Annotated in this window: 26 protein-coding genes, 1 tRNA gene and 1 riboswitch; of the genes, 12 read left to right on the forward strand and 15 right to left on the reverse strand. The window is 40.3% G+C overall.

Translation table 11 applies throughout. The annotated features are described in order from the left end of the window. Window positions 1-22: 22 nt before the first annotated feature. The 4 genes from CU053_RS02080 to CU053_RS02100 all read left to right on the forward strand — a co-directional run bounded on the left by CU053_RS02080 (window position 23) and on the right by CU053_RS02100 (window position 3,409). Window positions 23-1,651 carry a hypothetical protein gene (locus tag CU053_RS02080; protein ID WP_100550705.1) on the forward strand — a complete coding sequence of 543 codons (1,629 nt, stop codon included), beginning with the start codon at window positions 23-25 and terminating at the stop codon, window positions 1,649-1,651. Between the two features lie 101 nt (window positions 1,652-1,752). Continuing rightward, window positions 1,753-2,136 carry a hypothetical protein gene (locus CU053_RS02085; protein WP_100550706.1) on the forward strand — a complete coding sequence of 128 codons (384 nt, stop codon included), beginning with the start codon at window positions 1,753-1,755 and terminating at the stop codon, window positions 2,134-2,136. 173 nt (window positions 2,137-2,309) lie between these two features. Then, window positions 2,310-2,660, forward strand: coding sequence for an ApeI family dehydratase (locus CU053_RS02095; RefSeq protein ID WP_100550707.1), 351 nt, complete (start codon window positions 2,310-2,312; stop codon window positions 2,658-2,660). Beyond that, the gene (locus tag CU053_RS02100) at window positions 2,654-3,409 is read left to right on the forward strand and encodes a glycosyltransferase family 2 protein (protein ID WP_100550708.1); all 756 of its coding nucleotides are present in this window, start codon (window positions 2,654-2,656) and stop codon (window positions 3,407-3,409) included. The genes CU053_RS02095 and CU053_RS02100 overlap by 7 nt, the downstream gene beginning before the upstream one ends. A gap of 167 nt (window positions 3,410-3,576) precedes the next feature. On the opposite strand, the gene mutT is transcribed toward CU053_RS02100, so the two are convergent. Beyond that, window positions 3,577-3,999 carry an 8-oxo-dGTP diphosphatase MutT gene (gene mutT, locus CU053_RS02105; RefSeq protein ID WP_100550709.1) on the reverse strand — a complete coding sequence of 141 codons (423 nt, stop codon included), beginning with the start codon at window positions 3,997-3,999 and terminating at the stop codon, window positions 3,577-3,579. A 74-nt stretch (window positions 4,000-4,073) separates the two neighbouring features. On the opposite strand from mutT, the gene CU053_RS02110 reads away from it, so the two are divergent. Further along, window positions 4,074-4,610, forward strand: a complete 537-nt coding sequence (locus CU053_RS02110; RefSeq protein ID WP_158106934.1) for a YqgE/AlgH family protein — start codon at window positions 4,074-4,076, stop codon at window positions 4,608-4,610. Further along, window positions 4,603-5,013 (forward strand): Holliday junction resolvase RuvX, encoded by a 411-nt coding sequence (ruvX, locus tag CU053_RS02115; protein WP_100550711.1) that lies wholly within the window; start codon window positions 4,603-4,605, stop codon window positions 5,011-5,013. Before CU053_RS02110 ends, ruvX begins: the two co-directional genes overlap by 8 nt. 310 nt (window positions 5,014-5,323) lie before the next feature. Here the strand turns inward: ruvX and CU053_RS02120 are convergent. Then, window positions 5,324-5,398: transfer RNA gene (locus CU053_RS02120), tRNA-Arg, on the reverse strand. A 108-nt stretch (window positions 5,399-5,506) separates the two neighbouring features. Then, window positions 5,507-5,658: riboswitch (TPP riboswitch) on the forward strand. A gap of 37 nt (window positions 5,659-5,695) precedes the next feature. Between CU053_RS02120 and CU053_RS02125 the strand changes: the two genes are divergently transcribed. From CU053_RS02125 to CU053_RS02135, 4 genes are all read left to right on the forward strand, one after another. Next, the gene (locus CU053_RS02125) at window positions 5,696-6,316 is read left to right on the forward strand and encodes a PQ-loop repeat-containing protein (RefSeq protein WP_100550712.1); all 621 of its coding nucleotides are present in this window, start codon (window positions 5,696-5,698) and stop codon (window positions 6,314-6,316) included. A 94-nt stretch (window positions 6,317-6,410) separates the two neighbouring features. After that, on the forward strand, window positions 6,411-6,611 hold the full coding sequence (locus CU053_RS06545; protein ID WP_267901793.1) for a cation transporter: 201 nt from the start codon (window positions 6,411-6,413) through the stop codon (window positions 6,609-6,611). Next, window positions 6,574-7,575 carry a cation diffusion facilitator family transporter gene (locus CU053_RS02130; protein ID WP_267901794.1) on the forward strand — a complete coding sequence of 334 codons (1,002 nt, stop codon included), beginning with the start codon at window positions 6,574-6,576 and terminating at the stop codon, window positions 7,573-7,575. The genes CU053_RS06545 and CU053_RS02130 overlap by 38 nt, the downstream gene beginning before the upstream one ends. Before the next feature lie 14 nt (window positions 7,576-7,589). Beyond that, the gene (locus CU053_RS02135; RefSeq protein WP_100550713.1) at window positions 7,590-8,756 is read left to right on the forward strand and encodes a cation:proton antiporter domain-containing protein; all 1,167 of its coding nucleotides are present in this window, start codon (window positions 7,590-7,592) and stop codon (window positions 8,754-8,756) included. Between the two features lie 54 nt (window positions 8,757-8,810). Here CU053_RS02135 and pyrB read toward each other — a convergent pair whose 3' ends face one another. Beyond that, entirely contained in the window at window positions 8,811-9,737 is a 927-nt protein-coding gene (gene pyrB, locus CU053_RS02140; RefSeq protein ID WP_100550714.1) for an aspartate carbamoyltransferase, read from the reverse strand. Window positions 9,738-9,790: 53 nt separating this feature from the next. Here pyrB and coaE point away from each other — a divergent pair, with 53 nt between their 5' ends. Further along, on the forward strand, window positions 9,791-10,423 hold the full coding sequence (coaE, locus tag CU053_RS02145; RefSeq protein WP_100550715.1) for a dephospho-CoA kinase: 633 nt from the start codon (window positions 9,791-9,793) through the stop codon (window positions 10,421-10,423). A 9-nt stretch (window positions 10,424-10,432) separates the two neighbouring features. Here coaE and CU053_RS02150 read toward each other — a convergent pair whose 3' ends face one another. From CU053_RS02150 to CU053_RS02205, 12 genes are all read right to left on the reverse strand, one after another. After that, on the reverse strand, window positions 10,433-10,870 hold the full coding sequence (locus CU053_RS02150) for a transposase (RefSeq protein ID WP_325063824.1): 438 nt from the start codon (window positions 10,868-10,870) through the stop codon (window positions 10,433-10,435). A 184-nt stretch (window positions 10,871-11,054) separates the two neighbouring features. Next, window positions 11,055-12,530, reverse strand: coding sequence for a peptide MFS transporter (locus CU053_RS02155; RefSeq protein WP_100550451.1), 1,476 nt, complete (start codon window positions 12,528-12,530; stop codon window positions 11,055-11,057). Window positions 12,531-12,587: 57 nt separating this feature from the next. After that, on the reverse strand, window positions 12,588-13,526 hold the full coding sequence (locus tag CU053_RS02160; RefSeq protein WP_100550452.1) for a hypothetical protein: 939 nt from the start codon (window positions 13,524-13,526) through the stop codon (window positions 12,588-12,590). A gap of 586 nt (window positions 13,527-14,112) precedes the next feature. Next, window positions 14,113-14,949 carry a heme o synthase gene (cyoE, locus tag CU053_RS02165; protein ID WP_100550453.1) on the reverse strand — a complete coding sequence of 279 codons (837 nt, stop codon included), beginning with the start codon at window positions 14,947-14,949 and terminating at the stop codon, window positions 14,113-14,115. Between the two features lie 5 nt (window positions 14,950-14,954). Next, window positions 14,955-15,293: a cytochrome o ubiquinol oxidase subunit IV gene (cyoD, locus tag CU053_RS02170; protein WP_100550454.1), complete on the reverse strand. Its 339-nt coding sequence runs from the start codon at window positions 15,291-15,293 to the stop codon at window positions 14,955-14,957. Window position 15,294: 1 nt separating this feature from the next. Further along, window positions 15,295-15,900, reverse strand: coding sequence for a cytochrome o ubiquinol oxidase subunit III (gene cyoC / locus CU053_RS02175; RefSeq protein WP_100550455.1), 606 nt, complete (start codon window positions 15,898-15,900; stop codon window positions 15,295-15,297). Beyond that, a complete protein-coding gene (gene cyoB / locus CU053_RS02180; protein ID WP_100550456.1) occupies window positions 15,897-17,927 on the reverse strand; it encodes a cytochrome o ubiquinol oxidase subunit I in 2,031 nt (676 codons plus the stop codon). The genes cyoC and cyoB overlap by 4 nt, the downstream gene beginning before the upstream one ends. Before the next feature lie 17 nt (window positions 17,928-17,944). Beyond that, entirely contained in the window at window positions 17,945-18,817 is an 873-nt protein-coding gene (cyoA, locus tag CU053_RS02185; RefSeq protein ID WP_100550482.1) for a ubiquinol oxidase subunit II, read from the reverse strand. Between the two features lie 498 nt (window positions 18,818-19,315). Next, complete coding sequence (locus CU053_RS02190) at window positions 19,316-20,335, reverse strand: bifunctional UDP-4-keto-pentose/UDP-xylose synthase (RefSeq protein ID WP_100550458.1); 1,020 nt, start codon at window positions 20,333-20,335, stop codon at window positions 19,316-19,318. Window positions 20,336-20,593: 258 nt separating this feature from the next. Beyond that, entirely contained in the window at window positions 20,594-21,577 is a 984-nt protein-coding gene (locus tag CU053_RS02195) for a glycosyltransferase (RefSeq protein WP_100550459.1), read from the reverse strand. Between the two features lie 9 nt (window positions 21,578-21,586). After that, complete coding sequence (locus CU053_RS02200) at window positions 21,587-22,741, reverse strand: DegT/DnrJ/EryC1/StrS family aminotransferase (protein ID WP_100550460.1); 1,155 nt, start codon at window positions 22,739-22,741, stop codon at window positions 21,587-21,589. 33 nt (window positions 22,742-22,774) lie between these two features. Beyond that, window positions 22,775-23,146 carry an EamA family transporter gene (locus tag CU053_RS02205; protein ID WP_100550461.1) on the reverse strand — a complete coding sequence of 124 codons (372 nt, stop codon included), beginning with the start codon at window positions 23,144-23,146 and terminating at the stop codon, window positions 22,775-22,777. Between the two features lie 513 nt (window positions 23,147-23,659). On the opposite strand from CU053_RS02205, the gene CU053_RS02210 reads away from it, so the two are divergent. Continuing rightward, entirely contained in the window at window positions 23,660-24,376 is a 717-nt protein-coding gene (locus CU053_RS02210; RefSeq protein ID WP_100550463.1) for a hypothetical protein, read from the forward strand. The last annotated feature ends 39 nt before the right edge of the window (window positions 24,377-24,415 follow it).

Consider the following 24,415-nt stretch of genomic DNA (forward strand, 5'->3'; position numbering starts at 1 on the left):
AAAAAACAGAGGTATTCGTGCTATGAATAAAATGCTATTAACTTTATTGATAATGTTGATTTTTCCATTACAGTCTTTCGCAGATATAGCATCAAATGTTATTACAAATTCAAGCGATAGATTGCAATCAGCCGCCGCTCAATTGATCAAAAAACATCAAAATATTACTGATAATAAGCCTAAACCAATTGATAGTACCCCAAAAAATAATCATAGAGCTAACATAGGTAAAGATACTGAATCTGAAGACACCTGTAAACTTGTATATCAAACCAAGTACATCAACTTGTCAAAGAAAATTATACAATTGACTCATCTTTCTAATGAAGACTCTAAACTATATTTTGAAAAAATATCCATAGTCCCCGAAAGCATTGGTGATCAAGGTGTTTTTAGTGTAATTGATTATAGTAATGCTAAAAATGATTATGATTATTATGGCTTAAAACAATGTTCTACAGAGACACCTATGATGCCAAATAGCACGTGTGGTATTATAGTTCAGGCGAAAAAACCAGGTGCTAAAAACGCTAGTTCAGCAGGTTATGCTCAGGGTGGAGGAAAAGATAAAGGAAATGCTGCAAATCTGAAAATTTCCTATCGCAATAAACCGATAAAAAAAGGAAAAAAAGACGGCGATAATAAGGTTAAAACAAAAAAACGCACCTTGATAGTTCATAATCAATATAACAGAAAGCTGTATATTGCAGGACAGTTTCCAGAAAAAGTGGCAAGAGATAATAGTGACATGATTGAATTCAATGCTGTTGGCAATATTGGTATTGCAAATAATGATAAAGTATATACTTTGACTAGGCACAATGATGCTCTATATGCAGGTGGTAATTTTACTGGTTGTGTTAAGTACTACTTAAACGGTCAATGGCGTGATCAAAATGTTAATAATTGTCGCAAAACAAGATCTTTGTTATCAACAGGTGATACTTTATATGCTTCTGGCGAAACGATTAATAATGCTGGATTTGTGATGCATTACAACGCAAATAACAATTGGCAAAATCTAGGTAATCAGCATGGTTTCCAACATACTGTCAAGAAAATTATAGAAAACCAAAATACGTTATATGCGCTCCATGATAATAATGTTAAAAGATATGATGCAAATAACTGGGTAAATCTTTTTGGAGACAATACATTTGACTCAATATTGCAAATGTATGATTATAATGATAGTTTGTATCTTCCTGGTGAAAGAGTCTTAGATGTAAATGGTAATAATATTGGAAATCAAAATGTCAATTTTTCAACATATAATTTAGTTCAAAATAATTTTACACCTGTCTTAAATCATATATTTGCGGATGTTGATCTTGTGATGACTGACCATAATGATACTCTATATGGGGTGAGCAATGTAAGTGTTTTTAGAAAAAGACCTGCCGGTCATTGGCAGATAATAAATAATAACCCAGCCCATGGTGACTTGTTTCCAGATAATACTAGAATTAGAGCAGCTGAGTATTATCAAGGAGCTATTTTCATAGGTCTCTCTTCTTATGGTGGAAATGACAACCTAAATAATAACTATAATCTTTCCAGATATGCTTTGACAGATAATACAAATCTTGGATTTAATGGCGTGGTTAATGGTAATGTTTATAGTATATTAGTGACTGAAGAAATTAATTAAACATTTCGGTTCTGTCGCAGAGTAGTGTTCCTGCTTGATTATGGCGAAATTTTTCGGCACTCTTAGCAGATAAGAAAACACGTCAAGAACATGGAGTTTTTATGTATACCAATGAAATTGATTCACGCTTAAAATTGATTCTTTCTGCACAAGTTGACATGCTTGATGAGCTTGAAAAAGTGTGGATGTCAGGCTATGCCCATGGCAGACAAAATCAATCTGAAGACTCAAATCCTTTCCCTGAAAATACGATTGAGGGCAACTATTGGGCTGAGGGCTTTGAAGCGGGGGAGTTTGGCGATGAGCCGCTTTTCCCGCAATACATTTCGCTCTTAAGTGAAGAGCTGGCTACTGAGAATGCCCCTGAAATCGAGAATCGCAAGAGGTTTCACTTGGATAAAATAGATGGTCTACTGGCAACAACTGGCGTTACTGTTGCCGCCGCCTCATTGGTCGCTGCAGCATTAATTAATTTTATGGCTTAACATGCAACGTACGCGAATTAAAATATGTGGTATTACAAACCTTGAAGACGCACTTTTTGCCATCAATTGCGGCGCAGATGCACTGGGGTTGAGTCACAAAAAGGCATTAAATCTCATGCCAAAATAAAAGCATTTTGTGATGCGGTCTATCAAACATACGGTTAATCGATTTTATGCGCTTGCCTTCAATTCTTCAAAATTCACTCAGCATAAACAGCGAAATCTCTCAGCTTAAGCTTGTACTCTTTTTCGATCCAGAGCTCACCTTTTTCAAAGGTCATTTCAACGATGCCCCCATTTTACCAGGTATTGCACAAGCCGATTTTGTAATCGAATTTGCTGCACGGTTTCTTGAGGTTGATAAGACCCATATTACAAGCATCCCACAGCTTAAATTTAGTAAGGTTATTTTACCCGGAATGATCCTGCATTTATGTATTGAGAAACATGAGAAGCGACTGGTTTTTAGCTACCGTGACGATCAGGAAAACACTTATTCCAGCGGAAAAATCACCCTATGCTAAAACCTGCTTTTTTAATCCCTGTTTATAATCACGGTGATACCCTGCTTGATGTGATTAGCCAGATAGCACTTTATGAGCTTCCTTGTTTGGTTGTTGATGATGGCAGTGATACGCAGACGAAAGCGCTGATTCATAACGTGGTTATGCAGTTTGACTGGGTAACCTGTATTACCCTGCCTTATAATGGCGGCAAGGGTGCAGCAATCCTTGCTGGATTTGCTCAGTTATTACAGCAGGGTTATTCGCATGCCATTCAGCTAGATGCCGATAATCAGCATCAGGTGGCTGATGTTGCGAAGTTTATTGATCTACTTAATGCGCACCCTCAAAGTCTTATCTCAGGGATGCCTGTTTATGATGACAGCGCACCGAAATCGCGCCTATATGGCAGAAAGATTACCAATTTTTGGGTTAGCATTGAAACCTGGAGTACGCAACTTGTTGAAAGCATGTGTGGCTTCCGTGTTTACCCACTTCTGTGCTTAGTAAAGATTCTGCCTAAAATATCAGGTCGTCGCATGGACTTTGACATTGAAATCATCGTTAAAGCCTACTGGCACAGTATCGACATTTGCTACATTAAAACGCAGGTTACCTATCCTGCTAAGGGGAAGTCTCACTTTCGGCTATGGCGTGATAATGTCCGCATTTCCTGGCTACACACTCGACTGTTTCTTTCGATGTTTTACTATATGCCTCGACTTCGTTTAATGCGTCTTTGCAAAACCTCTGTCACAGCTTACAAATAATCACAAGATACTTAACGACATACTCATTTGCTCTGACAGTAGTGCGGTGGATAAGTCGAAGGCGCATCCACCAATACCTAACTTGTTTGCTTTTTCGCGTGGATGCGCCTTCGGCCTATCGTCCCTACACTAGTTTAGATACTGTATCAGGAGTTCTATCTGTTGCATTAACTGGTTAGAACTGCGGTTTTCCTGCCCAACTGATCTCTGAGTTTCTCAACAATCTCTTTGTTCGCCTCTGGCATTTCGATTGTATCAAGCTGAGAAATATGCACCCATTTTCCTTCTTGTGACTCTTGCGGAGTTGGAATGCCGAAGTAGCTTGAAACAATAAAACAATGTAGCTCAACCGCTTTATGCGCATAACTATACTGCTTAATCAATAAGGGGACAAACTGCTTCACCTCGATGCCAATTTCCTCTTTTAGCTCACGATAAAGCGCATCCCCAACTGACTCACCATCCTCAATTTTTCCGCCGGGAAATTCCCACATTCCTGCTAAATCCTGATTTGATCGACGTTTTGTTAAAAAAACTTGATTTTTTTGGTCATTTAACATGACTCCAACGACAACTTTGATTAAAATCATACTTACCTCGCACCAATAAACTTAATCAGATTGAAAACATGCCTTACAGCTTAACAAACCAGTTTTTAATTGCCATGCCTAATTTGCACGATCACGCCTTTGAGCATTCGGTTATCGTCATGTGTCAAGATAATGACAAGGGCGCTATGGGCTTTATGATCAATAAACCGCTTAAACATAAACTAAAAGACTTATTTAAAGAACTTAAAATTGACTACAGCATGACCAATCATGACATCCTCGCCAAGCATATTCATATTGGCGGACCCGTGAATATTGATAATATTTTTGTCCTGTATCGCACACCTTATAACCATGAATATAAGGAAAGTACCAGGATAGCGGGTGAGTTGACAGTGACTACAAGCCCAGATATTTTACACGACATTGCCCAAAACGTTACCCCCTCTCAGTATCTGGTGATTGCAGGTTGTGCCAATTGGCAGCAGAATCAGTTATTGAGTGAGATCAAACAAAACAGCTGGCTTAATACGCAAATTAATTATGATATTTTGTTTGCCAAGGAAGATCATTTTAAATGGGAACAAACCTTTAATTTAGCTGGATTAAGAAGTCCAGCACAGCTTGCTCCGGGCTTTGGGCATGCGTAAATTCTTGGGGATTGACTTTGGTCACTCACGCATTGGCATTGCCAGTGGACAAATGATTACCAAAACGGCAACTCCCATTGCAACCATCCCCGCTAGACAAGGTGAACCTCAATGGTCAGAACTGGATCAAATTATTAAAAAATGGAAACCTAATGACATCATTATCGGCTTACCCATTGATGCCAAAGATCAGGAGACCAGGATCACCGAAGAAGCGCGTGTATTTGCCGAAAAAATCAAACTGCGTTATCAAAAGCCTGTACATCTGATCTCTGAAGCCTTTTCTACACGTGAGGCACGTTGGCGCTTGGAAGAGGTGCAGAATAGATCCAACCGCCACCTAAAAGTTGACTCATTTGCGGCGTGCGTGATCTTAGAAACATGGATGAATGAGCAGGTATAGATACTGGAGTTACGTACTCTCACAAACTTTGTAGTTTAGAAAACACCCCGTCAACCTGCAGCTGCCACCCCTCTTTCCAAGAGGGGGGAAAAAGCTCCAGAAAAGTGTGCCATTCCGCATCAAATACTCATAAAGCAATGCAAATGCAACGGGCGCACTTCTAAAATCATCAACCAAGGTGGTACTGTCATGTTTGTCAGTATCATTCTAACCTTAAATATTTGACGGTATCGTAAAATTTTACTCGCACGCAAAAAGCGGGTGTATCCATTTTTTAAATGGTTCTATTAATGGTTTAATCCTCTATTCATGGTGTCCCGAGCAGGAATCGAACCTGCATCTAGCCCTTAGGAGGGGCTTGTTCTATCCGTTGAACTATCGGAACAAACGCACGCGGGATGATGCCTGAAAAGTCGGCTATGTTCAAGTGGGTAGTGGCTATTAATGCCAAGAAAAACTACCTTGTGTTATGTGCTGACAGCGATTACAATACCGCTCACAACAGGGGTGCAAGTGCTGCATTATTGCTGGTGTTTACGTGTAAAATATCAGAAAAATGTGAGGCATAACTGCTGAGAAGGTTTGTCCTAACCCTTTGTACCTGAACTGGTTAATACTAGCGTAGGAAGTTGTATGCACTTATATGCTTTACCACTTTCTAGGCAAATAAAAGGGGAAAAGCATGGAATACATTGGTCATATCAGCATTAACATCTCATTTGTAATTTACTGCATTTATTTTTTGCCGCAGATTGTTTACAACCAGATCAAACACCAGGCGAATCGTATCAGTCATAGTACACACCTGCTGATGGTCAGCGCGAATGTGCTGGATTTGGTTTATGGCTTTGGCTTTCAATTACAATGGCAATACAAAATGGTGACAATTCTCACACTGGTGTGTTTGTTGTTTCAACAATGGCAGATATATAGAGATAGTGGGCAAAAGCGTTACCCATTTCATATTTTACTGCTAGCGATTATTGCCTCTGGTGTGACATTGCTAAACCTCAAGATTTTAAGCGTTGGCATGCTGGAGAAAGTGGGATTTGTGAGCATGTTTTGTTATGCCATATATTGGGTACCACAAATTATTAAAAACATTAACGAGAAAAATTCAACAGCGTTTAGTGTGATTTTCTTATTGCTTAATGTGCTCGCGTTGATATGCGACGAAATTTCGGCTCTCAGTTTTAACTGGCCGTTACCAAGTGTCATCAGTCCAATGGTCATCTTGAGTCTATTATGTATTATGGTTGCCCAGCACTACTACTATCAACGTCTGAGAATGATTATTGATTAGTACGGTTTCAGTACGATATGGATGATTTTAATATACAAGTAAGCAAAATTGAGTATGCTTGCAGTTATTCTAAAGATCTTGTGGATTATTACTTATGGCTATCTCTGAATTAGAACGCTACAAGGCAAGTAAACATGTGACCGTTGTCGGTATGTTTGTCAACACATCTTTGGCAGTGCTTAAAATGCTGGTAGGTTTAATTGGGCGCTCTCCTGCTTTATTTGCTGATGGTGTACATTCTTTATCTGATTTGTTAAGTGATATTATGGTACTGTTTGCATGCCAAGCATGCTAACAAGGGTGCGGATGGTAACCACCCTTATGGTCATGAGCGCATTGAAACTTTGGCAACCGTTATCTTATCCATCATCTTAATTTTGGTGGCATTACTCATTACCCATCACGCCTTGTCTAACTGGTATTTGGGCGTTTTAGCCATACCTGATCAGTGGACGATTTATGCCGCTATTTTGTCGATTGTAGCCAACGAAGGGTTGTTTCGTTATACCATGGTTACGGCTAATCGCATCAATTCAGATCTATTGCGGGCTAATGCCTGGCATAGCAGATCAGATATGTGGTCGTCAGTGGTTGTGCTAGTAGGGTTGATTGGTAGCATGTTTGGTCTTATGTGGATGGATGCAATAGCCGCCGTGATTGTATCCATTATGATTGGAAAAATGGGCGTTACCTGGTGCTATAGGGCGCTTTCAGAGCTTGTGGATACAGGAGTTGATGAAGAGACATTACACCGCATTGAAGAGACAATCAGGAAAGTGGATGGTGTTCGACACTATCATTGCTTGCGGACACGCAAAATGGCGGGGCAAATCGTATTAGATGTACATGTGTTGGTGGAGCCTCATATTACCGCATCAGAGGGGCACTATATCGCTGAGCATGTCAGAGGAGCTTTGGCATTAAAGATTAAAAATGTGAAAGATATTACCATCCATGTTGATGTTGTTGAGCATCCTGAGCAAGTAGTAGACCCCAAACATATGCCCCCTAAGCGTCAGGAAATTTTGCGGCAGTTGGAAAGCTTTATCACAAAAAACAATCAAACCGTTGATTTATGTCAAATTGAAATGTTTGTCTATTACTATCCCAGGGAGATTAAGTTATACTTGCTAGCGCAAGCTAAAGAGTTAAAAATATTGCAGGGGGTCAATGTTGAGCGCTTTAAAATAGAAGGCGTTTCAGTGACTCATGTGAGGCTCTTTGGTGGTTTACAAGATAATAATTCAACAGATAAATAAAGGTGACTTAACATATGCATAGTTTGGTGTTTGTATTCTTTCTAGTGTTCTTCGGTGCTTCTGTATTTGCAACCCTGGCACTTTACACGCGCCAGGCAATTGTTGTTGCTTATATTGTTTTGGGCGTCGTTGTTGGACCTTATTGTTTGGGATTAATTTCCGATATAACTATTGTGCATGAGATTTCTGATATTGGCATCATGTTCCTCTTGTTTTTGCTCGGGCTTAACTTAGAAATTGAAAGTATGATCAAAATGCTCGGTAGGGCGTTGTTTGTTTGTATTATCAGCAGTCTTGTATTTGTTGTTGCAACCGTGGCTATATGCTATCTGTTTGGCATTGGGGCGCAAGGTTTTATCATTGGGGCAGCGCTGATTTTCTCAAGCACGATCATCTGTTTAAAGCTTTTACCAACAACGGCGTTGCATCACAAACGAATTGGTGAACTTGTGATTGCAATTCTACTAATTCAAGATTTGCTTGCAATCTTAATGCTGACTTTTATGAGCTTGTGGTCATCACAAACAGAAAGTTTTCATTTGTTCTCACTGATTAAATTACTTTTAGCTTTGCCTGTATTAGGGGGCGTAGGGTATTTAGCGCAGAAATATTTTCTGTTCAGGCTGTTTAGGAGATTTAGCCGCTTCCAGGAATATATTTTCTTATTGTCAATTGGATGGTGTATCGGTATGGCGCAACTGGCTGTGGTATTTGGTTTATCCAATGAGATTGGCGCATTTATTGCAGGTGTGACTGTTGCAAGCTCACCGATTGCTAAATATATCTATGAGAATCTGAAGCCACTAAGAGATTTCTTTTTAATCCTGTTTTTCTTTTCCGTGGGAGCAGGTTTCCAAATTTCTCTTTTGCCATCGGTATGGGGCGTGGTACTTGTGCTAGCGGTACTTGTTTTGGTATTAAAGCCAATCCTGCATTTTGTTACTCTATGGTTTGTACGTGAAACGCCAAAAGAGTCCTTAGAAATAGGTGTGCGCTTGGGGCAAGGCAGTGAGTTTTCACTAATGCTTATTGCTTTGGCAAGTACCGCGGGTATTGCCTCAGCGGATGCTCAAATTATCGTAGAGGCAGTGGCTATTCTAAGCTTTATTGTATCGTCATATCTTGTGGTATTGACGTATCCAAGCCCGATTGCAGTTTCAGATCGTTTAAGAAGGGACTAACTAACTTGAGTCGCTAATGGCGTTATTTATTTTAAGAAACTTGGCTTACCAGTCTTAAAACAACTGATACAAAATTGCCTGGCGCATAAAAACACCATTTTTAGCCTGCTGAAAATACCAGGCATACTTGGTCGCATCAACGGAGTTGCAAATTTCCTGCACGCGTGGCAAGGGGTGCATCACAATTAAATCATCATGCGCCTGCTCCTTTAACATATTCGCTGTCAAGGTGTAGCCCATTTCGTGCATCTCGTTCTCGCTAAAGCGCTCCTTCTGTAAGCGCGTCATATACAATACATCCACGTGAGCAATGACTTCTTCCAGCTCATCCACACAGTGGAATCTGACGTTTTTTTCTTGAAGCTTCTGCGTGATTTCATGCGGGATTTGTAAAGATTGAGGAGACACGTAATAGATGGTGATGCCTTTATAATTCATCAGGGCATAGCTTAATGAATGCACGGTCCTGCCGTAGCGCAAATCTCCAATCATTGCAATTTTTATGCCATCAATCTCTCCAAATTTTTGCTTGATCGTAAACAAATCGAGCAGGGTCTGCGAGGGATGTTCATTCGCGCCATCACCCGCATTCACAATGGGAATTGTTGAAATAGACGCCGCTAACTCAGCACTTCCTGCATCAAAGTGTCGCATCACAATCGCATCAGCATATCCATTTAACATTTGAATGGTATCGCTAAAGCTCTCTCCTTTTTTGCCAAACGAGGTATTATGCGCGTCAACAAACCCGATAACATCAGCACCCAAACGGTGAATGGCCGCTTCAAAGGATAAGCGTGTCCTCGTTGAGGCCTCAAAGAAACAACTGGCAATAATCTTCCCTGTTAAGGTATTTAACAGTTTTCCCTGATACGCATCGTGCGCCAATGAAATGAGATGATCCAGGTCATGACGCTGCAAGGTCTTGATACCAACCAGATGTCTCACGGTATTTTTTTTTGAGAGCACGGTATTAAGCATGATCTGTCCCTAAACGTTATGAGTTCTACTATGAATGTCTGACAAACGCCGCTATGCTAGCAAGAAAAAAATCAAGCGTATATCAAAACATGTATCCAGTTGCATTAACAGGGGGTATTGGTAGTGGCAAAACGACGGTTGTAGAGATTTTTAAAACCCAACATGGGATTGATGTCATCTGCGCTGATCAATGCGCCAAAGAAGTTATTTTATTGCCTGAAGTTATAAGCGCTATTGTCAATCAATTTGGTGCGCCAATCCTTGATGATGGGGGTTTGATCGATCGACAAAAATTACGTTACATCATTAGCCAGGATTCATCGGCACGTCATTGGTTAAATAAACTCATGCACCCCATCATTCGTCAGCAAATAGAAGAAAAGCTCAAGCAAAGCCACTCCATTTATACGATTATTGATATTCCACTGTTAACCCAGGAAAGCCTGGCTAATTACCCTTATCTTAAAAAAATCATTTGCGTCTGTGCTTTACTTGAGAGAAAACTCGCCCGAATTATACAACGTGATAAGCAAACGAAAGACGAAGCACTGGCATTGATTCAAAGCCAAATTAGCGACGATGAACGCCGAGGGTTTAGTGATTTTGTTATTGATAATAACGGGGATATCAAGGCACTTGTGCCGCAGATTACACAGATAGATCTGAAGATTAGAAAGGGTATCTAGACGGCCACACTACATGACACCTAAATATCGCCTTTCCTCAGCCTGAGAAATATTTCGCCTAAATATCAGCCGCAATGAAGCGATGATTTTCTTTGGCTTTGTCAGCATTTCACTGATGGCTTTCGCGATAATATCAAGTCCTGCGCGCACAATGGAGCATTGGGCATATCCATGTTTTTTGGGTTTGAAAGCAAGAAGTTTTTTCGTGAGCGCGATATCCCCCTGGCGATAAGCCCAAATAAAGGCAATACTGGTCAGAAAAAACAAAGCAGATAGTCTGTCGTGGTCGTTAATATGCGTGCTTTCCAAGTTAAACCCGCGTTGTTTCATAGCGCTAAATAGCGTCTCTACTTGCCAGCGCATGCGATATAGCTCACAAACTGCCTCTTCACTAAAGTTAGATACCAGGATGAGCAGTTGACCATCCGCTAGCCGTTTACAAGCAATGGGCTTTGTTGATTAGCTTAAAATATAACCAATATTAAGTTTGAAAAGCAGCTTCACAAAAGAGAATTGACTTGTTTGTGAATATAATTGGCTTTAAAACACTCTGTTTTCTGAACATTTATCATGCTGCTGGGTAGTTACCAGTTTTTTTGAAAATTGGTCTGTCTGGACTCTTAACCCGCTACTATTGCTCTAATTTATTAATAAATGGAGAAATAAGCATAACTACTATTGCCAGAATTGCCGAGATTAAGCATATGTGTTTGAAAAAATTAAAGTATGTAGATATGCTCATCTCTTCAATAAAATTAGTCTCAATACCAGTAAAGATTGCGAGAACACCTGAGATATAACTAGCGAAAGCAATTGCTAACATAAAAACACCTATCATCAGACCCAATTGTCGAGCTGGCGAAATACACGTTATGGTAGACAGGGCAGTAGGCATCAGCAATAGTTCTCCAATTGTAAAAAATAAGTACGCAAATACTAACCAAATCATAGATGTCCCCTGATTAGTAGTTAAATAAGAACCTAGCGCTAGCATACCGAAACCTATTGATAACATTAAAAGCGCAATACCAAATTTCATTGTGGTTGTTGGATTACAATTTTTATGCTTAAGGAATGCTAAAAATTTTACTAGCAAAGGCGATATTGTCATAATAAATAATGGATTTAATGATTTATACGCACCTGCAGGTATTTGATATGAAAACACCCAACGATCAACATGTCTGTCTGTGAATAGAATTACAGATGATCCCATCTGTTCAAAAAAAGAAAAGAAAAGCATAGTAATAAACATCAGTAAGAAAATATAAATAATAGTTTTGCGTTCTTGTGGTGCGAGATTTATTGATAAGTATACGAAATAACATAGCACTAACAACCCAAAAAAAGATAATATCACACCGCTATGTTTTGGATGAGAAAGTAGATAAATAAACAAAGGTAATAGTAAAATAATGGAAAAGATTAACTTTATTATATAAACGTATGGAATAATTGCTTTATTTAACAAATCTTTTATTGATTGACTGCTTGACGGTAAAATAAAAATTCCATTATAAGTAGCGTACAAAAAAACTATTAGTCCTATGGACATTCCAACTGCTGCCAAACCAAAGCCATAATGCCATCCTAGCCATTGCGCAATAACAGTTACTAAAATAGTTGCTGAAAACGAGCCAATACTGATGCCCATGTAGAATATTATGAAACCACTGTCACGGCGAGGATCATTTTTATAATATAGTCCACCCAACATGGTAGGTACTGTCGGCTTAAAAAAGCCCGTTCCAACAATAATAAGTGATAATCCAAGGTAAAAACAAATATGATGACCGGACCAAAAAAAACTATCTGGCATTGCTAAACTTAAATGTCCACAAACAATAAGAATTCCTCCCAACAAAACAGAACGCTCATGCCCAAGATATGTATCAGCAATATACCCACCAAGCACTGGTGTTATATACACAAACGCAGTAAATGTACCATAAGTTAAATAAGATAATGTATCACTAAATAACAGCTCTTGAGTCATGTATAGTACTAAAAGAACACGCATACCAAAATAACTAAAGCGTTCCCATAATTCAGTAAAGAACAGATAATATAACCCTTTCGGTTGTGCTATTTGCAATGCGCTTTTCATTCTACAGAACCTTTTAGCTGTGTAAAATTAGCAAAAAAATTTTTGCTATGTGTGTGATTATAATACAATCGTTTCTTTGACTTTTAGTGCGCTGTCTATAGCACGTGAGAAACATGAAGCTAGTATCTGCACTTTAGTATTATCAACAGAAAGATTAGACAGTTTAAAATCATCATCAGTGATTTCATTACATGACAATAGATCTTTGCGAACATCGATACACACAGTTCCTAATTCGAGCATAAGATAATAGCCAACCATATGGGTCTCGAGTAGATATGGTTTATCATAACTAATAGGAATATTTGCCTGATTGAAATTTGTAGTTAAAGCATCTATTACGTCTTTGTTGGCGTAAATATTATTTAATAAATCACCTGTAAAAATTTCTGTTTGACGTATTTCCCCATTGAGATGACTAAGTTCAAAGGATTCGATATAGTCAAGTAAATTATCAGGTGTTTCTAATAAAATCCCTTTAGGATTTTTCAAAGACTCTTTAGGTGAATAAGGTGCCATCGAATGCAAGTCAATTGAAATAGCCCCTAACTGTTTGGCTTTTGAGATGATAGTTTTTAGGGAGTAGATATACTGCTCATGTGTATCAACCAGAATAGCTTTAATTTCTGGATATTTTTGATAATCAATAACATTACGTACACAGTGAGGATAAAATCTTCCAGGGTCAATAATCGCACGAGGCAACGTTGGCTCAACTATTAACACCTTTATATCTAATTTATCCCAACAGTATCTTGCAATGGCATGACCAAGCTCATGTGTCCCAAAATCATACTCAATAGATAGATAACGCTGAAAATCATGTTTTGATAATTTTATTAAGTGCTTAATATCAGAAATTTGATCCAAAAATTTCTCTCCAAAAGGAGCATGGGGGCATGTGATAATACAATCAAAATCAAATGTATCAGAGTAATATGTACTGATAATTGTATTATCAGTAACAACTTTTGGAGTATAACAACTTAATTGCATAATTTTCAATCCTCATATTTTATCGTTATCTGAAATTTCCAAAATTTTGTAATAAATTGCCAGAGATGAGCTGCAAACCGGAATTCATCCCTGTTATCTTAGGGACTGCAAAAAAAAACAGGAGGAGCTCATCAACGGATACCTTACTCTCCTTACTAACTCACTTGCAAGCATTTTCTTTGTACACGAAGAAAAAACTGCAAACTATAGTAGGTCATGAAAAAGAACCTCAAGCAGCTGACAGGTAGTTTAAAGGAAATTTTAACTGGCACAAATCAAGATTGGATTGTTTTGCTAACCTTTTGGTTAGCTTAATCTCCAGGCAAGCGGCAAACCTTGCCCATTTAGCACCACATTTTGCGAGAGATACCAAAATTGCTGTGATGCAAAATTCTGTGATGTGATTGTAGTGAAATAGTAGCTGGGTAAAACAAGACGCCTTTGCGAGGCTTGGGCGCAGTGAGGCGAAAGTTTCATGCTGCGTTCTTCGAGGAGCCACTCTCAATAGTGGGATTGGCTTACTCTACGATAGCCAGCAATGGTCATTGCTTATCCGACGGTAGTATAATGCACTTGCTGCTACAAATTAGAGCACCATAAACATGCTAAGCAAGGTAATGTTGACGATAGACAATATAAACATTTTACGCGCCCACTGGCTAGCGTTATCTGTTTTAAAGCCTTTGATACTTAGACCAAGCCAATAAATACCCAAGATAAGCGCAACTGCTAGATACAAAATATGCACGCGAGCCACCATGGCAAGCATTAAAGTTGCAGCCACGTAGAGCAATATAAATATCAGCATATTGACTTGAGTGTACAGCATACTGCGCTTTAAGGGTAAAACGGGAATATTAGCCGCCGCATAATCATCTTTGCGGTAAATAGCAATGGCGAAAAAATGTGGCATTTGCCAACAAAACAGAATGATAAACAGGGTAAGCGCTGCCAGGTCAAATTGATTGCTCACTGCCGTATAACCAATTACTGGAGGAACCGCCCCTGAAATAGCCCCGATAACTGTACCAAAAATTGAGCTGCGCTTAAACCATATGGTATACGCCACCACATAGGCAAATAAACCAATGGCGGCAATGCTTAGTGTAAGTAGATTAGTGCCAAGGTATAAAGTAGCAAAACCAATTATACCGAGAATAAAGGCATAACTTAGCGCAAATTTCAATGAAACAAGACCACATGCGGAGGGTCTTTTTTGCGTACGCGTCATCAGCTGGTCAATATCGCGATCGATGTAATTGTTAAGCACACAACCACAGGCTATAACCAACGCCATGCCAACGAGTGCACTTAAGAATGTGATCCAGGAAAAATCACCTTGAAGCGCGACAAAAAAGCCACCACACAGAGTCACAATATTGCCAAAAATAATACCAGGCTTAATTAGTTTGATTAGTTTCATTAACGCTACATGATCATCATCATGCTATAAAGATTGAACATAATCCATAAAGTGCCAATGACAAGAATTAAGACAACAATGACGGCAAATACAAAGCTGATCATATTCCAGCGTGCTTTTGAATCTGTGCTTAAGTGCAAGAAAAACACCAGCTGCACATAAAGCTGAATAAGTGCCAAGACCACAACAGAAACATATAAGCCAATGGGCGGGAACGCCTTACAACCCACCAATGTAAATGCAATGACTGTAATAATGACTGACAGCACAAACCCCGTTATATATGTCCTGTACGTACCATAAGCTGCACCTGTTTCGTGATCGTATAAATGTTCTTTAGCCATATTAGATTGCTCCCATTAAGTAAACAACAGAGAATACGAAAATCCACACAATATCCAGGAAATGCCAGAACAAACCAAGATAGGTGAGTTTTGTTTTACTCATTGGCGTAATGCCATACTTATGGATTTGAAAAATCATGCTTAGAATCCAGATCAAACCAATGCTGACGTGTAGTCCATGTGTTCCAACAAGCGTAAAGAAAGAAGACAAAAATGCGCTTTGTGCCCATGAATGCCCTTCCATATACAGGTGATGAAACTCATAAAGCTCCATGATAATAAAGCCTAAGCCTAAAATAAAAGTTACCCATAACCAGTTCGTGACCGTCTTTACGTTTCCTGAATTACGCGACAGCATGGCTAAACCGAAGGTAAAGCTACTGATCAAGAGTAACATTGTTTCAATAAATACAAATGGCAGACTAAACAGTTCTTTGGCACTTGGTCCACCAAAGGTGTGTGTATTAAAGACTGCGTAAACTGCAAACAGCGTTGCAAACAACACGCAGTCACTCATAATATATATCCAAAAGCCAAACACGCTCTTGGAGCCATCATAATGGTGATGGTGTTCACCGTGATGGTTTTTTACTGCTGTAGCACTCATGCGCCCACCTTCTTCATGTTTTCAATTTCACTTTCTGTTTCTTCTACTTCTTTTGCTTTGACGAAGTAGTCGATATCGTAGTTAAACCCGCGCGTAATCACAGAAGCAATGATGCCAACCAAACCAACCACGGCAAGCCACCAGATATGCCATATCATGGCAAAGCCAAACGCTAAAGCAAATGCGCCAATTACAAAAGCAACCCCTGTATTTCTCGGCATATGAATATCTTCATAAGGGCGTTTTTCAGAGGCGGGTCTGTTTTCAATATTTAAGCCCTTTTTCTTATGCTCCCAGAAGCCATCCAGTGAATCGACCACAGGATCACGTGCAAAATTATAAAAAGGCGCTGGCGATGCCGTTGCCCATTCAAGGGTGCGCCCATTCCAAGGATCACCCGTTAAATCACGGTTTTTGTGACGGTCTTTGATACTGACAATAATCTGAATGACTTGTAAAAGCACGCCAATGGCAATCAACATTGAACCGACCCACGCTACGACCAACCAAGGTTGGAAACCGGTTGAGGCGTCATAATTATACAAGCGACGCGTCATGCCAATAGCGCCAAGATAATAAAGCGGCATAAAGGCTACAAAGAAACCAATAATCCAGAACCAGAATGACCACTTGCCCAGACGTTCGTTAAGCTTAAAGCCAAACATTTTCGGAAACCAGTAGATAAGACCCGCAAAGTAACCAAAGACGACACCGCCAATAATAACGTTATGAAAATGCGCAATCAAGAACACGCTGTTGTGCATCTGAAAATCGACACCTGGCACTGACAGCAATACCCCCGTCATCCCACCAATCGTAAAGGTCACCAAAAAGCCCATCAGCCAATACATTGGCGAGGTAAAGGTAATTCGCCCACGAAACATGGTGAACAACCAGTTGAAAATCTTAACCCCCGTTGGAATCGCAATAATCATCGTCATAATACCAAAGAAGGCGTTTACATTGGCACCTGCCCCCATCGTAAAGAAGTGGTGCAGCCATACTGAGAAGGAAAGAACGGTGATGACAATGCTCGCCCCCACCATCGTTGCATAACCAAATAATTTTTTCTTGGCAAATACTGAAGTGATTTCTGAGAAGATCCCAAACGCAGGTAAAATCAAAATATAAACTTCAGGGTGCCCCCAGATCCAGATCAGATTGACATACATCATCTGATCTCCGCCGCCACTAACGGTGAAGAAATTCGTACCAAGATAACGATCCAAGGTTAATAGCGCCAAGGTTACTGTTAACACGGGGAAGGCAGCGATCACTAGAATAATTGAACACAATGAAGTCCAGGTAAATACGGGCATTTTCATCAAGGTCATGCCTTTACAGCGCATTTTGATGATGGTGACAAAAAAGTTTACTCCCGTCATCAGCGACCCGATACCCGATATCTGAAGCGCCCATATCCAATAATCCACCCCGACACTGGGACTATAAGCCGTCTCCGAATAAGGAGGATATGCCAACCAGCCCGTGTGCGCAAAGTCACCTATGAGCAAAGACATATTAACCAACACCACACCGACAACGAAAAGCCAGAAACTTAGCGAATTCAGATAGGGGAATGCCACATCACGCGCGCCAATTTGCAGTGGAATCGCGATATTCATCAAGCCAAACATCAAAGGCATTGCCACAAAGAAAATCATGATAACACCATGAGCAGTGAATATCTGATCAAAATGCTCAGGAATCAGATAACCCGTACTATCCCCTGATGCCAGTGCCTGTTGCGTACGCATCATTGCGGCATCGACGAATCCACGAAATAACATCACCAAGGCGACAAGGATGTACATGATGCCAATTTTTTTATGATCTACCGTGGTAAACCACTCGCGCCACAAGTATCCCCATTTTTTATAATACGTGACGCCACCAACTAATGCTAAGCCGCCAACCACGATGAAGATAAACATTCCAAGAATGATCAGCTGCTGGCTTACGGGTTCCCATAAGTACGGAAAAACCTCATGTGGATCACTCAGTCTTCCAATTAATGCTTCTAACATATTTTTTCCCTATTCATTCACATTTTAAGACTTGTTTCTGACATATGGTGCATATGTCCCATCATGCCTGGTTTATAGTTTGGCATCATGTAGTACATAACAATGTCGTTAAATAGATTTTTATCCACTTGACCATAATAAGTTACAGGATTGTTCACTGAGCGTATGACTAAATGATCCCAGAAATAATCCCATGTCAGATTCTTTTTATCTGATTTGACTTCTGTCACCCACTGATCAAAGTCTGCCTTAGCGGTTGCATCCGCATAAAATTGCATATGCGCAAACCCTTGCCCTGTATAATTTGCAGAGAAACCACGATATGTGCCCGGACGCTCAGCCAACAAGTGCAACTTAGTAATCATGCCAGTCATTGCATAAATCTGCCCTCCTAGCTGCGGAATGAAAAATGAATTCATTGGCGCCGCGGAAGTAATCCTAAAATTAACGGGCTGCCCCACAGGAATAACGATTTTATTCACGGTTGCAATATCGTATTGCGGATAGATAAACATCCATTTCCAATCTAAGGCAACCACCTCAATTTCAACAGGTTGCTGATCTGACTTTAATGGCTTGTATGGATTTAATGAGTGTGTTGTTACCCACGTGACAATAGCCAGTATCAAAATAATAACACAGGGGATTGCCCACCATACGATCTCAAGCGCCGTGCTGTGAGACCACTCTGGACGATATTTTGACTTGGTCGCGCCATCTCTATAGCGCCACGCAAACCAGAACGTCAAAAAAATAACGGGAATAACGACAATTAGCATCAACAAAATAGCAAATACCAATAGCCTTAATTCGTGATGTGCAACAGGTCCTTGTGGATCGAGCACGCCTGAGCTGCAACCACCCAGTAACATTACTGGGATCAAAACCATTAATGCACCTGACGGCTTAGCTAAAGGCTGTTTGCGTTTTGGTTTTCTGTACCCAGAACCAAACAAGACCGACAAATTCGCCAGCCTTTTTAGTGCAGATACGAAAAAGTGCAAATACTTCATCATATTGATTTCCTTAGTTCCTCTATATCTGGCTAAGTTATTGAAAATAACTTCGGGCATAGTATAACTATTTTTTTGCTAATTAAAACCGTGACTGCTGACTTTGTACCGAAAAGCTTTTCTAATCTCAATGTCAGATGAACAGTGCTTGGCTGGAGTGAGAAATATCGGCTCTGAGTATCTTTCCGCCCACCGTTACCCTGCGCGAAGTCGTTAGGGTTATTTGAAAGCTGGATTCCCGCCTTCGCGGGAATGACCGTGTCTCTTTTGTTTGGGCGGAAATTTTGTCTAAGCCGAATATTGAGTGCCAATGGAAGACCAGGCATTCAAGAAAGGCACCAGTAGCCAACAACCCCCTATTTCTTTCGAACTTCATCATTGAAGCAAATGGTAATCAAAGGTTCTTCTTAAGGCATCTTGCATGGAAACCTTTGGCTCCCAATTTAAATAACGTTTGGCATTTTCAATCGATGGCACACGGCGATCAACATCCTGATAACCTGCTCCATAATAATCCCCGGCCGTCGTTGCGATGATCCTGGTGTTTTCAGCGCGTGCTCTATATTCAGGATAACGCTTCATTGCTTGAAGGGTGAGCTCTGCCAGCTCTTTAATCGAGTATTCATTATCTGGGTTGCCAATATTAAAAATCCGCTGATACGCTTCCTTATCACGTTTTTTAACAATCTTAATTAAGGCATCAATCCCATCATCAATGTAAGTAAAGCAGCGCTGTTGCGTACCACCATCAACCAATTGTAAATCTTTGCCATCGATTATATTGGAGACAAATTGCGCCAGCACTCTCGCACTGCCTTTTTTAGATGACTTGATTTCGTCCTGCTTTGGACCAATCCAGTTAAACGGTCTAAAAAGCGTATAACTCAAGCCTTCTTGCATACCATAAGCATGAATCACCCGATCTAAAAGCTGCTTAGAGCATGAATAAATCCAGCGTGGCTTGTTAATGGGACCTGTCACTAAAGCGCTTGTTTCCTCATCAAAAGGAATATCTTTACTCATACCATACACTTCTGAGGTTGAAGGGAACACCAGATGTTTTTTGTGTTTTACACAAAGTTTGACGATGTCGATGTTTGACTCGTAATCCAGTTTATAGACAAAAAGCGGATCAGAGACATAAAGTGCTGGATTAGCAACTGCCACTAAAGGGAAAACAACATCACATTTTTGGATATGCTCCTCAATCCAAGCGGTACTCTCAAGTACATTACCTTTGACAAAATGCAAACGTGGGTGACCTAAAAACTCAGTAATCTTGTGATCTGACAAATCCATGCCATAGATTTCCCAGTTGGTTTCGCTCAAAATCTTTTCAACCATACTGCTGCCAATAAAGCCATTGACACCTAAAACTAATAATTTTACCGACATTTTTCTTACCTTAGTTATTGTGGGATTACGCACTAATGCACTACCTTAAGCAGTCTTATGAAAAACTACCCCGTCAGCCTGCGGCTGCCACCCCTTCGCTAACGAAGGGGAATTACACATACGCCACAATTCCCCTTCACTCGTGAAGGGGTGCCGAGCTTGCCTGCCCACTCTCGAGTGGTCAGGCTTGCGAGGCGGGGTAGTGAGTGCTTAAGGTAGTGCCATTAGGATTAGGTACTTTTGCGCAACTTCAGTTAGTTACTTATTTTCTTTTATATCTGCTGTATTACCCTCAGACTTTGACGATAAGCCCGTCGCTAAATAGTCCCTGATAATAAAGCGTGGACGTTTGCGTACCTCTTCATAAATTCGCCCGATATACTCCCCAACGATGCCAAGCCCCATCAGGAGCATACCGATAAGGAAATACATAATGGCAAACAAGGTAAAAACGCCATCGGCATCAGGTCCCCAAAAAATGCGTTTTACGATCAAAAAGACAAATAGCAAAATACTTAAAAATGACACAATAAGCCCAGACATCGTAAAGAATTCCAGTGGGGCTTTTGAAAAATTAGCGAAGAAGTCAAAATTGTACCGAATAAGCTTATACAGGTTATAGCTTGATTTGCCCTGTTCGCGTGCCGCGTGCCTGACCCCGACATCCGTGGGATTTGATGAAAAACTATGCGCTAACGCAGGCAAAAAGGTGGAGTTTTCGCCCGTTGCCACCACGCGATCAATCACCTCACGCGTATACGCCCTTAACATGCAGCCTTCATCGACCATATCAATTCCCGTGAGTTTCAATCGCAAGGAGTTATGAAGTTTGGATACTAACAAACGCCATTTTTTATCCTGGCGATCCATACGATAACCACCAACGACATCGTGCCCTTGTTCAATTTTTTCCAATAATAAGGGAATATCTTCAGGATAGTTCTGTAAATCAGCATCCATGGTGACAACAACATCACCATCGACGTGTTCAAAACCCGCCATAATCGCCATATGCTGCCCAAAGTTACGGTTAAAGTTAATGACTTTGACCTCGGTTGGACGCTCTTCATAAATCTTACGCAGAAGATCAATGGACTTGTCTTTGCTGCCATCATTGGTAAAAACTACCTCATAGGGTTTGTTAATCGCGTCTAAAGCAGGGAAAAGACGAGAGAATAGCGTTGGTAGCACTTCTTCTTCGTTGTAAACTGGAATTACTACACTTAAATAGGGTTTGGTCATTTTTGATCCTTAAACTTTTAATATTTTATGTAACGCCTCTAACACATCGTCTTGATCTTTAATCGTCATGTCAGGGAAAAGCGGTAAACTAATGACGTTCGCGCCAATTTCTTCAGCATTGGGGAAGTCACCTTTTTTAAAACCATATTTATTAACGTAATAAGGGTACAAATGCGCCGCTTCATAGTGCACTCCGCAGCCGATATTCATCTCTTTGAGTCGACTCATGAGCTCATCACGCGTTATTTGTGCAACTTGAGCATTCAATGTTGGCGCAAACAAATGCCAGGCGTGCTTGTGCTCAAAACCTGGCGCCTTTGGCAATATGAGCGCATCAAAATCAGCAAACTTTTCATAGTACCGTTTAACAAGCCTGGTACGTTTTTCAATAAAGCCGTCTAATGCGGGCAGCTGATGCACGCCCAATGCTGCCTGCAAATCCATCATATTATATTTAAAGCCAGGGTAAATGATCTGATAATGTGCACTACCCTCTTTGCCAAAACGATTCCACGCCTCGCGATCCATGCCGTGAAAGCGCGTCAATGAGATATGCCTGGCAGTCGCCTCATCCCGTGTAACAACGCACCCTCCTTCACCCGTGGTCATATTTTTGTTCGGATGAAAACTAAAAACCTGAATATCACCGAATGTCCCAAGTTTTTTGCCTTTATATTCAGCACCGATGGAGTGCGCAGCATCTTCAACAACGGTTAAATGATATTTTCTAGCCAAAGCGTAAATAGGATCCAGATCAACCGAGAGTCCCGCAAAGTGGACAGGCATAATAACCCTGGTGTTTTTGGTAATCGCTGCCTCAATTTTATTAACATCAATATTGTAAGTGCCGCGATCAACATCGACTAGTTTCAATTTCGCGCCAACAATCTCAATAACATTTAACGTTGCTGCAAAGGTCATCGGTGTCGTAATCACCTCATCTTCAGGTTTCAGATCAAGTGCCAAAAGCGCTAAATGCAATCCTGCCGTAGCTGAGCTTAAACAAAGCGCATGAGGCGCTTGATGATATTCCTGCAGCATGCTTTCAAATTTCTTAAGCTTGGGACCTGTAGTCAGCCAGCCTGAACGTAAACTATCCACAACATCAGCAATCGCTTCTTCTGATATACTCGGTTTGGCAAAAGGTAAAAATGTGTCTCTCATTGATTTATCTCTATAAAGTTAATTGATTTTGGTTTATGGCTTGGCAACTAAGTAAACCCCTAAAATAATCACAAAAATGCCTGCAATTCGCGTTGCTGTTAAGGTTTCCCCCAGCATAAAATAGCCTGCAACCGCCGTCACAATATAGCCAATAGATACCATGGGATACGCCAAGCCAACAGGTACGCGCGACAATACCAGAAGCCACACAACAACACTGATGACGTAGCACATAAGCCCAAGAATCACAAAATAACTGGTCGCCACTTTCCAACCAATTGGCCAGATGTTGGCAAAGCTAAAACTAAACTCGCCGATTCGATCCATCCCAAACTTTAAAAACAGCTGTGCTGAGGCGTTTAATAACACGCCAAATAGCAGCAGACACCAAACGACCAGGGTCATTTTATTTTATCCTCCTATGACTTAAAACCGCCAGATAACGGACTTAAGTTTGAATCACATTCAGTAGACTGGCATTGTAATGACTTTGGCTATCAAAAACAAACAAAGTCTGGTGGTCACCATAGCTTTGCCCACTTTAGTACCAGGCGAGGCAATCCATAAAACAGCGCTGGATTGCCGCGTCGCTCCCCCTTTTTATCATTCCAACGACATGAAGCTGAAGCTTAGAGTTTCAAACATTAAAGCTTTGACCACTTTGCTGCAGTTACTATAAATGCTATGCCCTATAAAGTTTAAGTGCGCAAAAAAAGACTTAAAAATCATCATTTTGTTGAATTTACTTAGATTACTTAAACTACTGTGACTATCAGTGATAATATAAGCTCAGATATACAACAAAATATAGCCTATTACAACACATGCTTATGAGAACCCTAAGCAGCTTCGCTTAAGGGAATCCATATTCACCTGGTTGAACGAGGTCAAAACCATAGTAAAAAACGTGGAGAAAAAATGGGAACGGCATTAGAAACCCTGCATGAAAAGATTAAAGGCGAATATAGTAATAAGCTGAAAAACAAGGAAACACTGCAGGATGAGAAAACACTGGCAGATACAGAGCAATATAAGCTAATTGTAGAAAGATTACATTCCACTGAATTTGAAACTAAGCTTGTCGAGTATTTTAAGCCATCTGAGAATAAAACGTCAGATAATCTCACCACCAAGACCAAAAAGTCTCAGCAACCGACGACTACACCGTTAGATAACTTTTACACCTCGCTAGAGCAACTTGCTCAAAATTTTTCTTTACTGGAAAAAATACTTGATGAGGATAATTTCAAGCCTGAGTATAAATTTACAAATCCAGAGGTTCAATCAACGTGGCTAGGAAAATGCAAGAACAATCCCAAACTATATCTGGATAACCGTCACATACCAATGATTGAAGCATGTACTTGGGAGGGAGAAAGAAAAAACAACCATCCTCAACCTTTTAAAAAGCTTGATAATAAGATTGCCAAGCAGCTAGTGGAGAGCAAGGTTACCGATTTAATGGTAAATGCTACTTTTCCAAGTGCAACGAAGGATCCACAATTGGCAAGGTTATTTTATGATTTTCAGCATAGATTTTCCCAACTAACGCCTGAATATTTTGACCAGATTATTGGATTGCCAGTCAGAACGATAGATAGCAAAATTCCTGAGAATAATTTCACATTCAGATAAATATACGTTTCGTAAGCTCAAAACGGATGATCGTGCGGG

The sequence above is a fragment of the Caedibacter taeniospiralis genome (assembly GCF_002803295.2).
Taxonomy (GTDB): Bacteria; Pseudomonadota; Gammaproteobacteria; order Francisellales; family Francisellaceae; genus Caedibacter; species Caedibacter taeniospiralis.

Bases quoted from the DNA above. Each gene is read 5' to 3' on its own strand.
- CU053_RS02205 (WP_100550461.1), bottom strand. From the start codon at position 23,146: ATGACCCTGGTCGTTTGGTGTCTGCTGCTATTTGGCGTGTTATTAAAC.
- CU053_RS02160 (WP_100550452.1), bottom strand. From the start codon at position 13,526: ATGCAATTAAGTTGTTATACTCCAAAAGTTGTTACTGATAATACAATT.
- ruvX (WP_100550711.1), top strand. From the start codon at position 4,603: ATGCGTAAATTCTTGGGGATTGACTTTGGTCACTCACGCATTGGCATT.
- CU053_RS02195 (WP_100550459.1), bottom strand. From the start codon at position 21,577: ATGACCAAACCCTATTTAAGTGTAGTAATTCCAGTTTACAACGAAGAA.
- cyoA (WP_100550482.1), bottom strand. From the start codon at position 18,817: ATGGTTTTGATCCCAGTAATGTTACTGGGTGGTTGCAGCTCAGGCGTG.
- CU053_RS02080 (WP_100550705.1), top strand. From the start codon at position 23: ATGAATAAAATGCTATTAACTTTATTGATAATGTTGATTTTTCCATTA.
- cyoC (WP_100550455.1), bottom strand. From the start codon at position 15,900: ATGAGTGCTACAGCAGTAAAAAACCATCACGGTGAACACCATCACCAT.
- CU053_RS02110 (WP_158106934.1), top strand. From the start codon at position 4,074: ATGCCTAATTTGCACGATCACGCCTTTGAGCATTCGGTTATCGTCATG.
- CU053_RS02210 (WP_100550463.1), top strand. From the start codon at position 23,660: ATGGGAACGGCATTAGAAACCCTGCATGAAAAGATTAAAGGCGAATAT.
- CU053_RS02200 (WP_100550460.1), bottom strand. From the start codon at position 22,741: ATGAGAGACACATTTTTACCTTTTGCCAAACCGAGTATATCAGAAGAA.
- CU053_RS06545 (WP_267901793.1), top strand. From the start codon at position 6,411: ATGGCTATCTCTGAATTAGAACGCTACAAGGCAAGTAAACATGTGACC.
- CU053_RS02190 (WP_100550458.1), bottom strand. From the start codon at position 20,335: ATGTCGGTAAAATTATTAGTTTTAGGTGTCAATGGCTTTATTGGCAGC.
- coaE (WP_100550715.1), top strand. From the start codon at position 9,791: ATGCTAGCAAGAAAAAAATCAAGCGTATATCAAAACATGTATCCAGTT.
- CU053_RS02135 (WP_100550713.1), top strand. From the start codon at position 7,590: ATGCATAGTTTGGTGTTTGTATTCTTTCTAGTGTTCTTCGGTGCTTCT.
- CU053_RS02085 (WP_100550706.1), top strand. From the start codon at position 1,753: ATGTATACCAATGAAATTGATTCACGCTTAAAATTGATTCTTTCTGCA.
- pyrB (WP_100550714.1), bottom strand. From the start codon at position 9,737: ATGCTTAATACCGTGCTCTCAAAAAAAAATACCGTGAGACATCTGGTT.
- mutT (WP_100550709.1), bottom strand. From the start codon at position 3,999: ATGATTTTAATCAAAGTTGTCGTTGGAGTCATGTTAAATGACCAAAAA.
- cyoE (WP_100550453.1), bottom strand. From the start codon at position 14,949: ATGAAACTAATCAAACTAATTAAGCCTGGTATTATTTTTGGCAATATT.
- cyoB (WP_100550456.1), bottom strand. From the start codon at position 17,927: ATGTTAGAAGCATTAATTGGAAGACTGAGTGATCCACATGAGGTTTTT.
- CU053_RS02125 (WP_100550712.1), top strand. From the start codon at position 5,696: ATGGAATACATTGGTCATATCAGCATTAACATCTCATTTGTAATTTAC.
- CU053_RS02100 (WP_100550708.1), top strand. From the start codon at position 2,654: ATGCTAAAACCTGCTTTTTTAATCCCTGTTTATAATCACGGTGATACC.
- CU053_RS02095 (WP_100550707.1), top strand. From the start codon at position 2,310: ATGCGCTTGCCTTCAATTCTTCAAAATTCACTCAGCATAAACAGCGAA.
- cyoD (WP_100550454.1), bottom strand. From the start codon at position 15,293: ATGGCTAAAGAACATTTATACGATCACGAAACAGGTGCAGCTTATGGT.
- CU053_RS02155 (WP_100550451.1), bottom strand. From the start codon at position 12,530: ATGAAAAGCGCATTGCAAATAGCACAACCGAAAGGGTTATATTATCTG.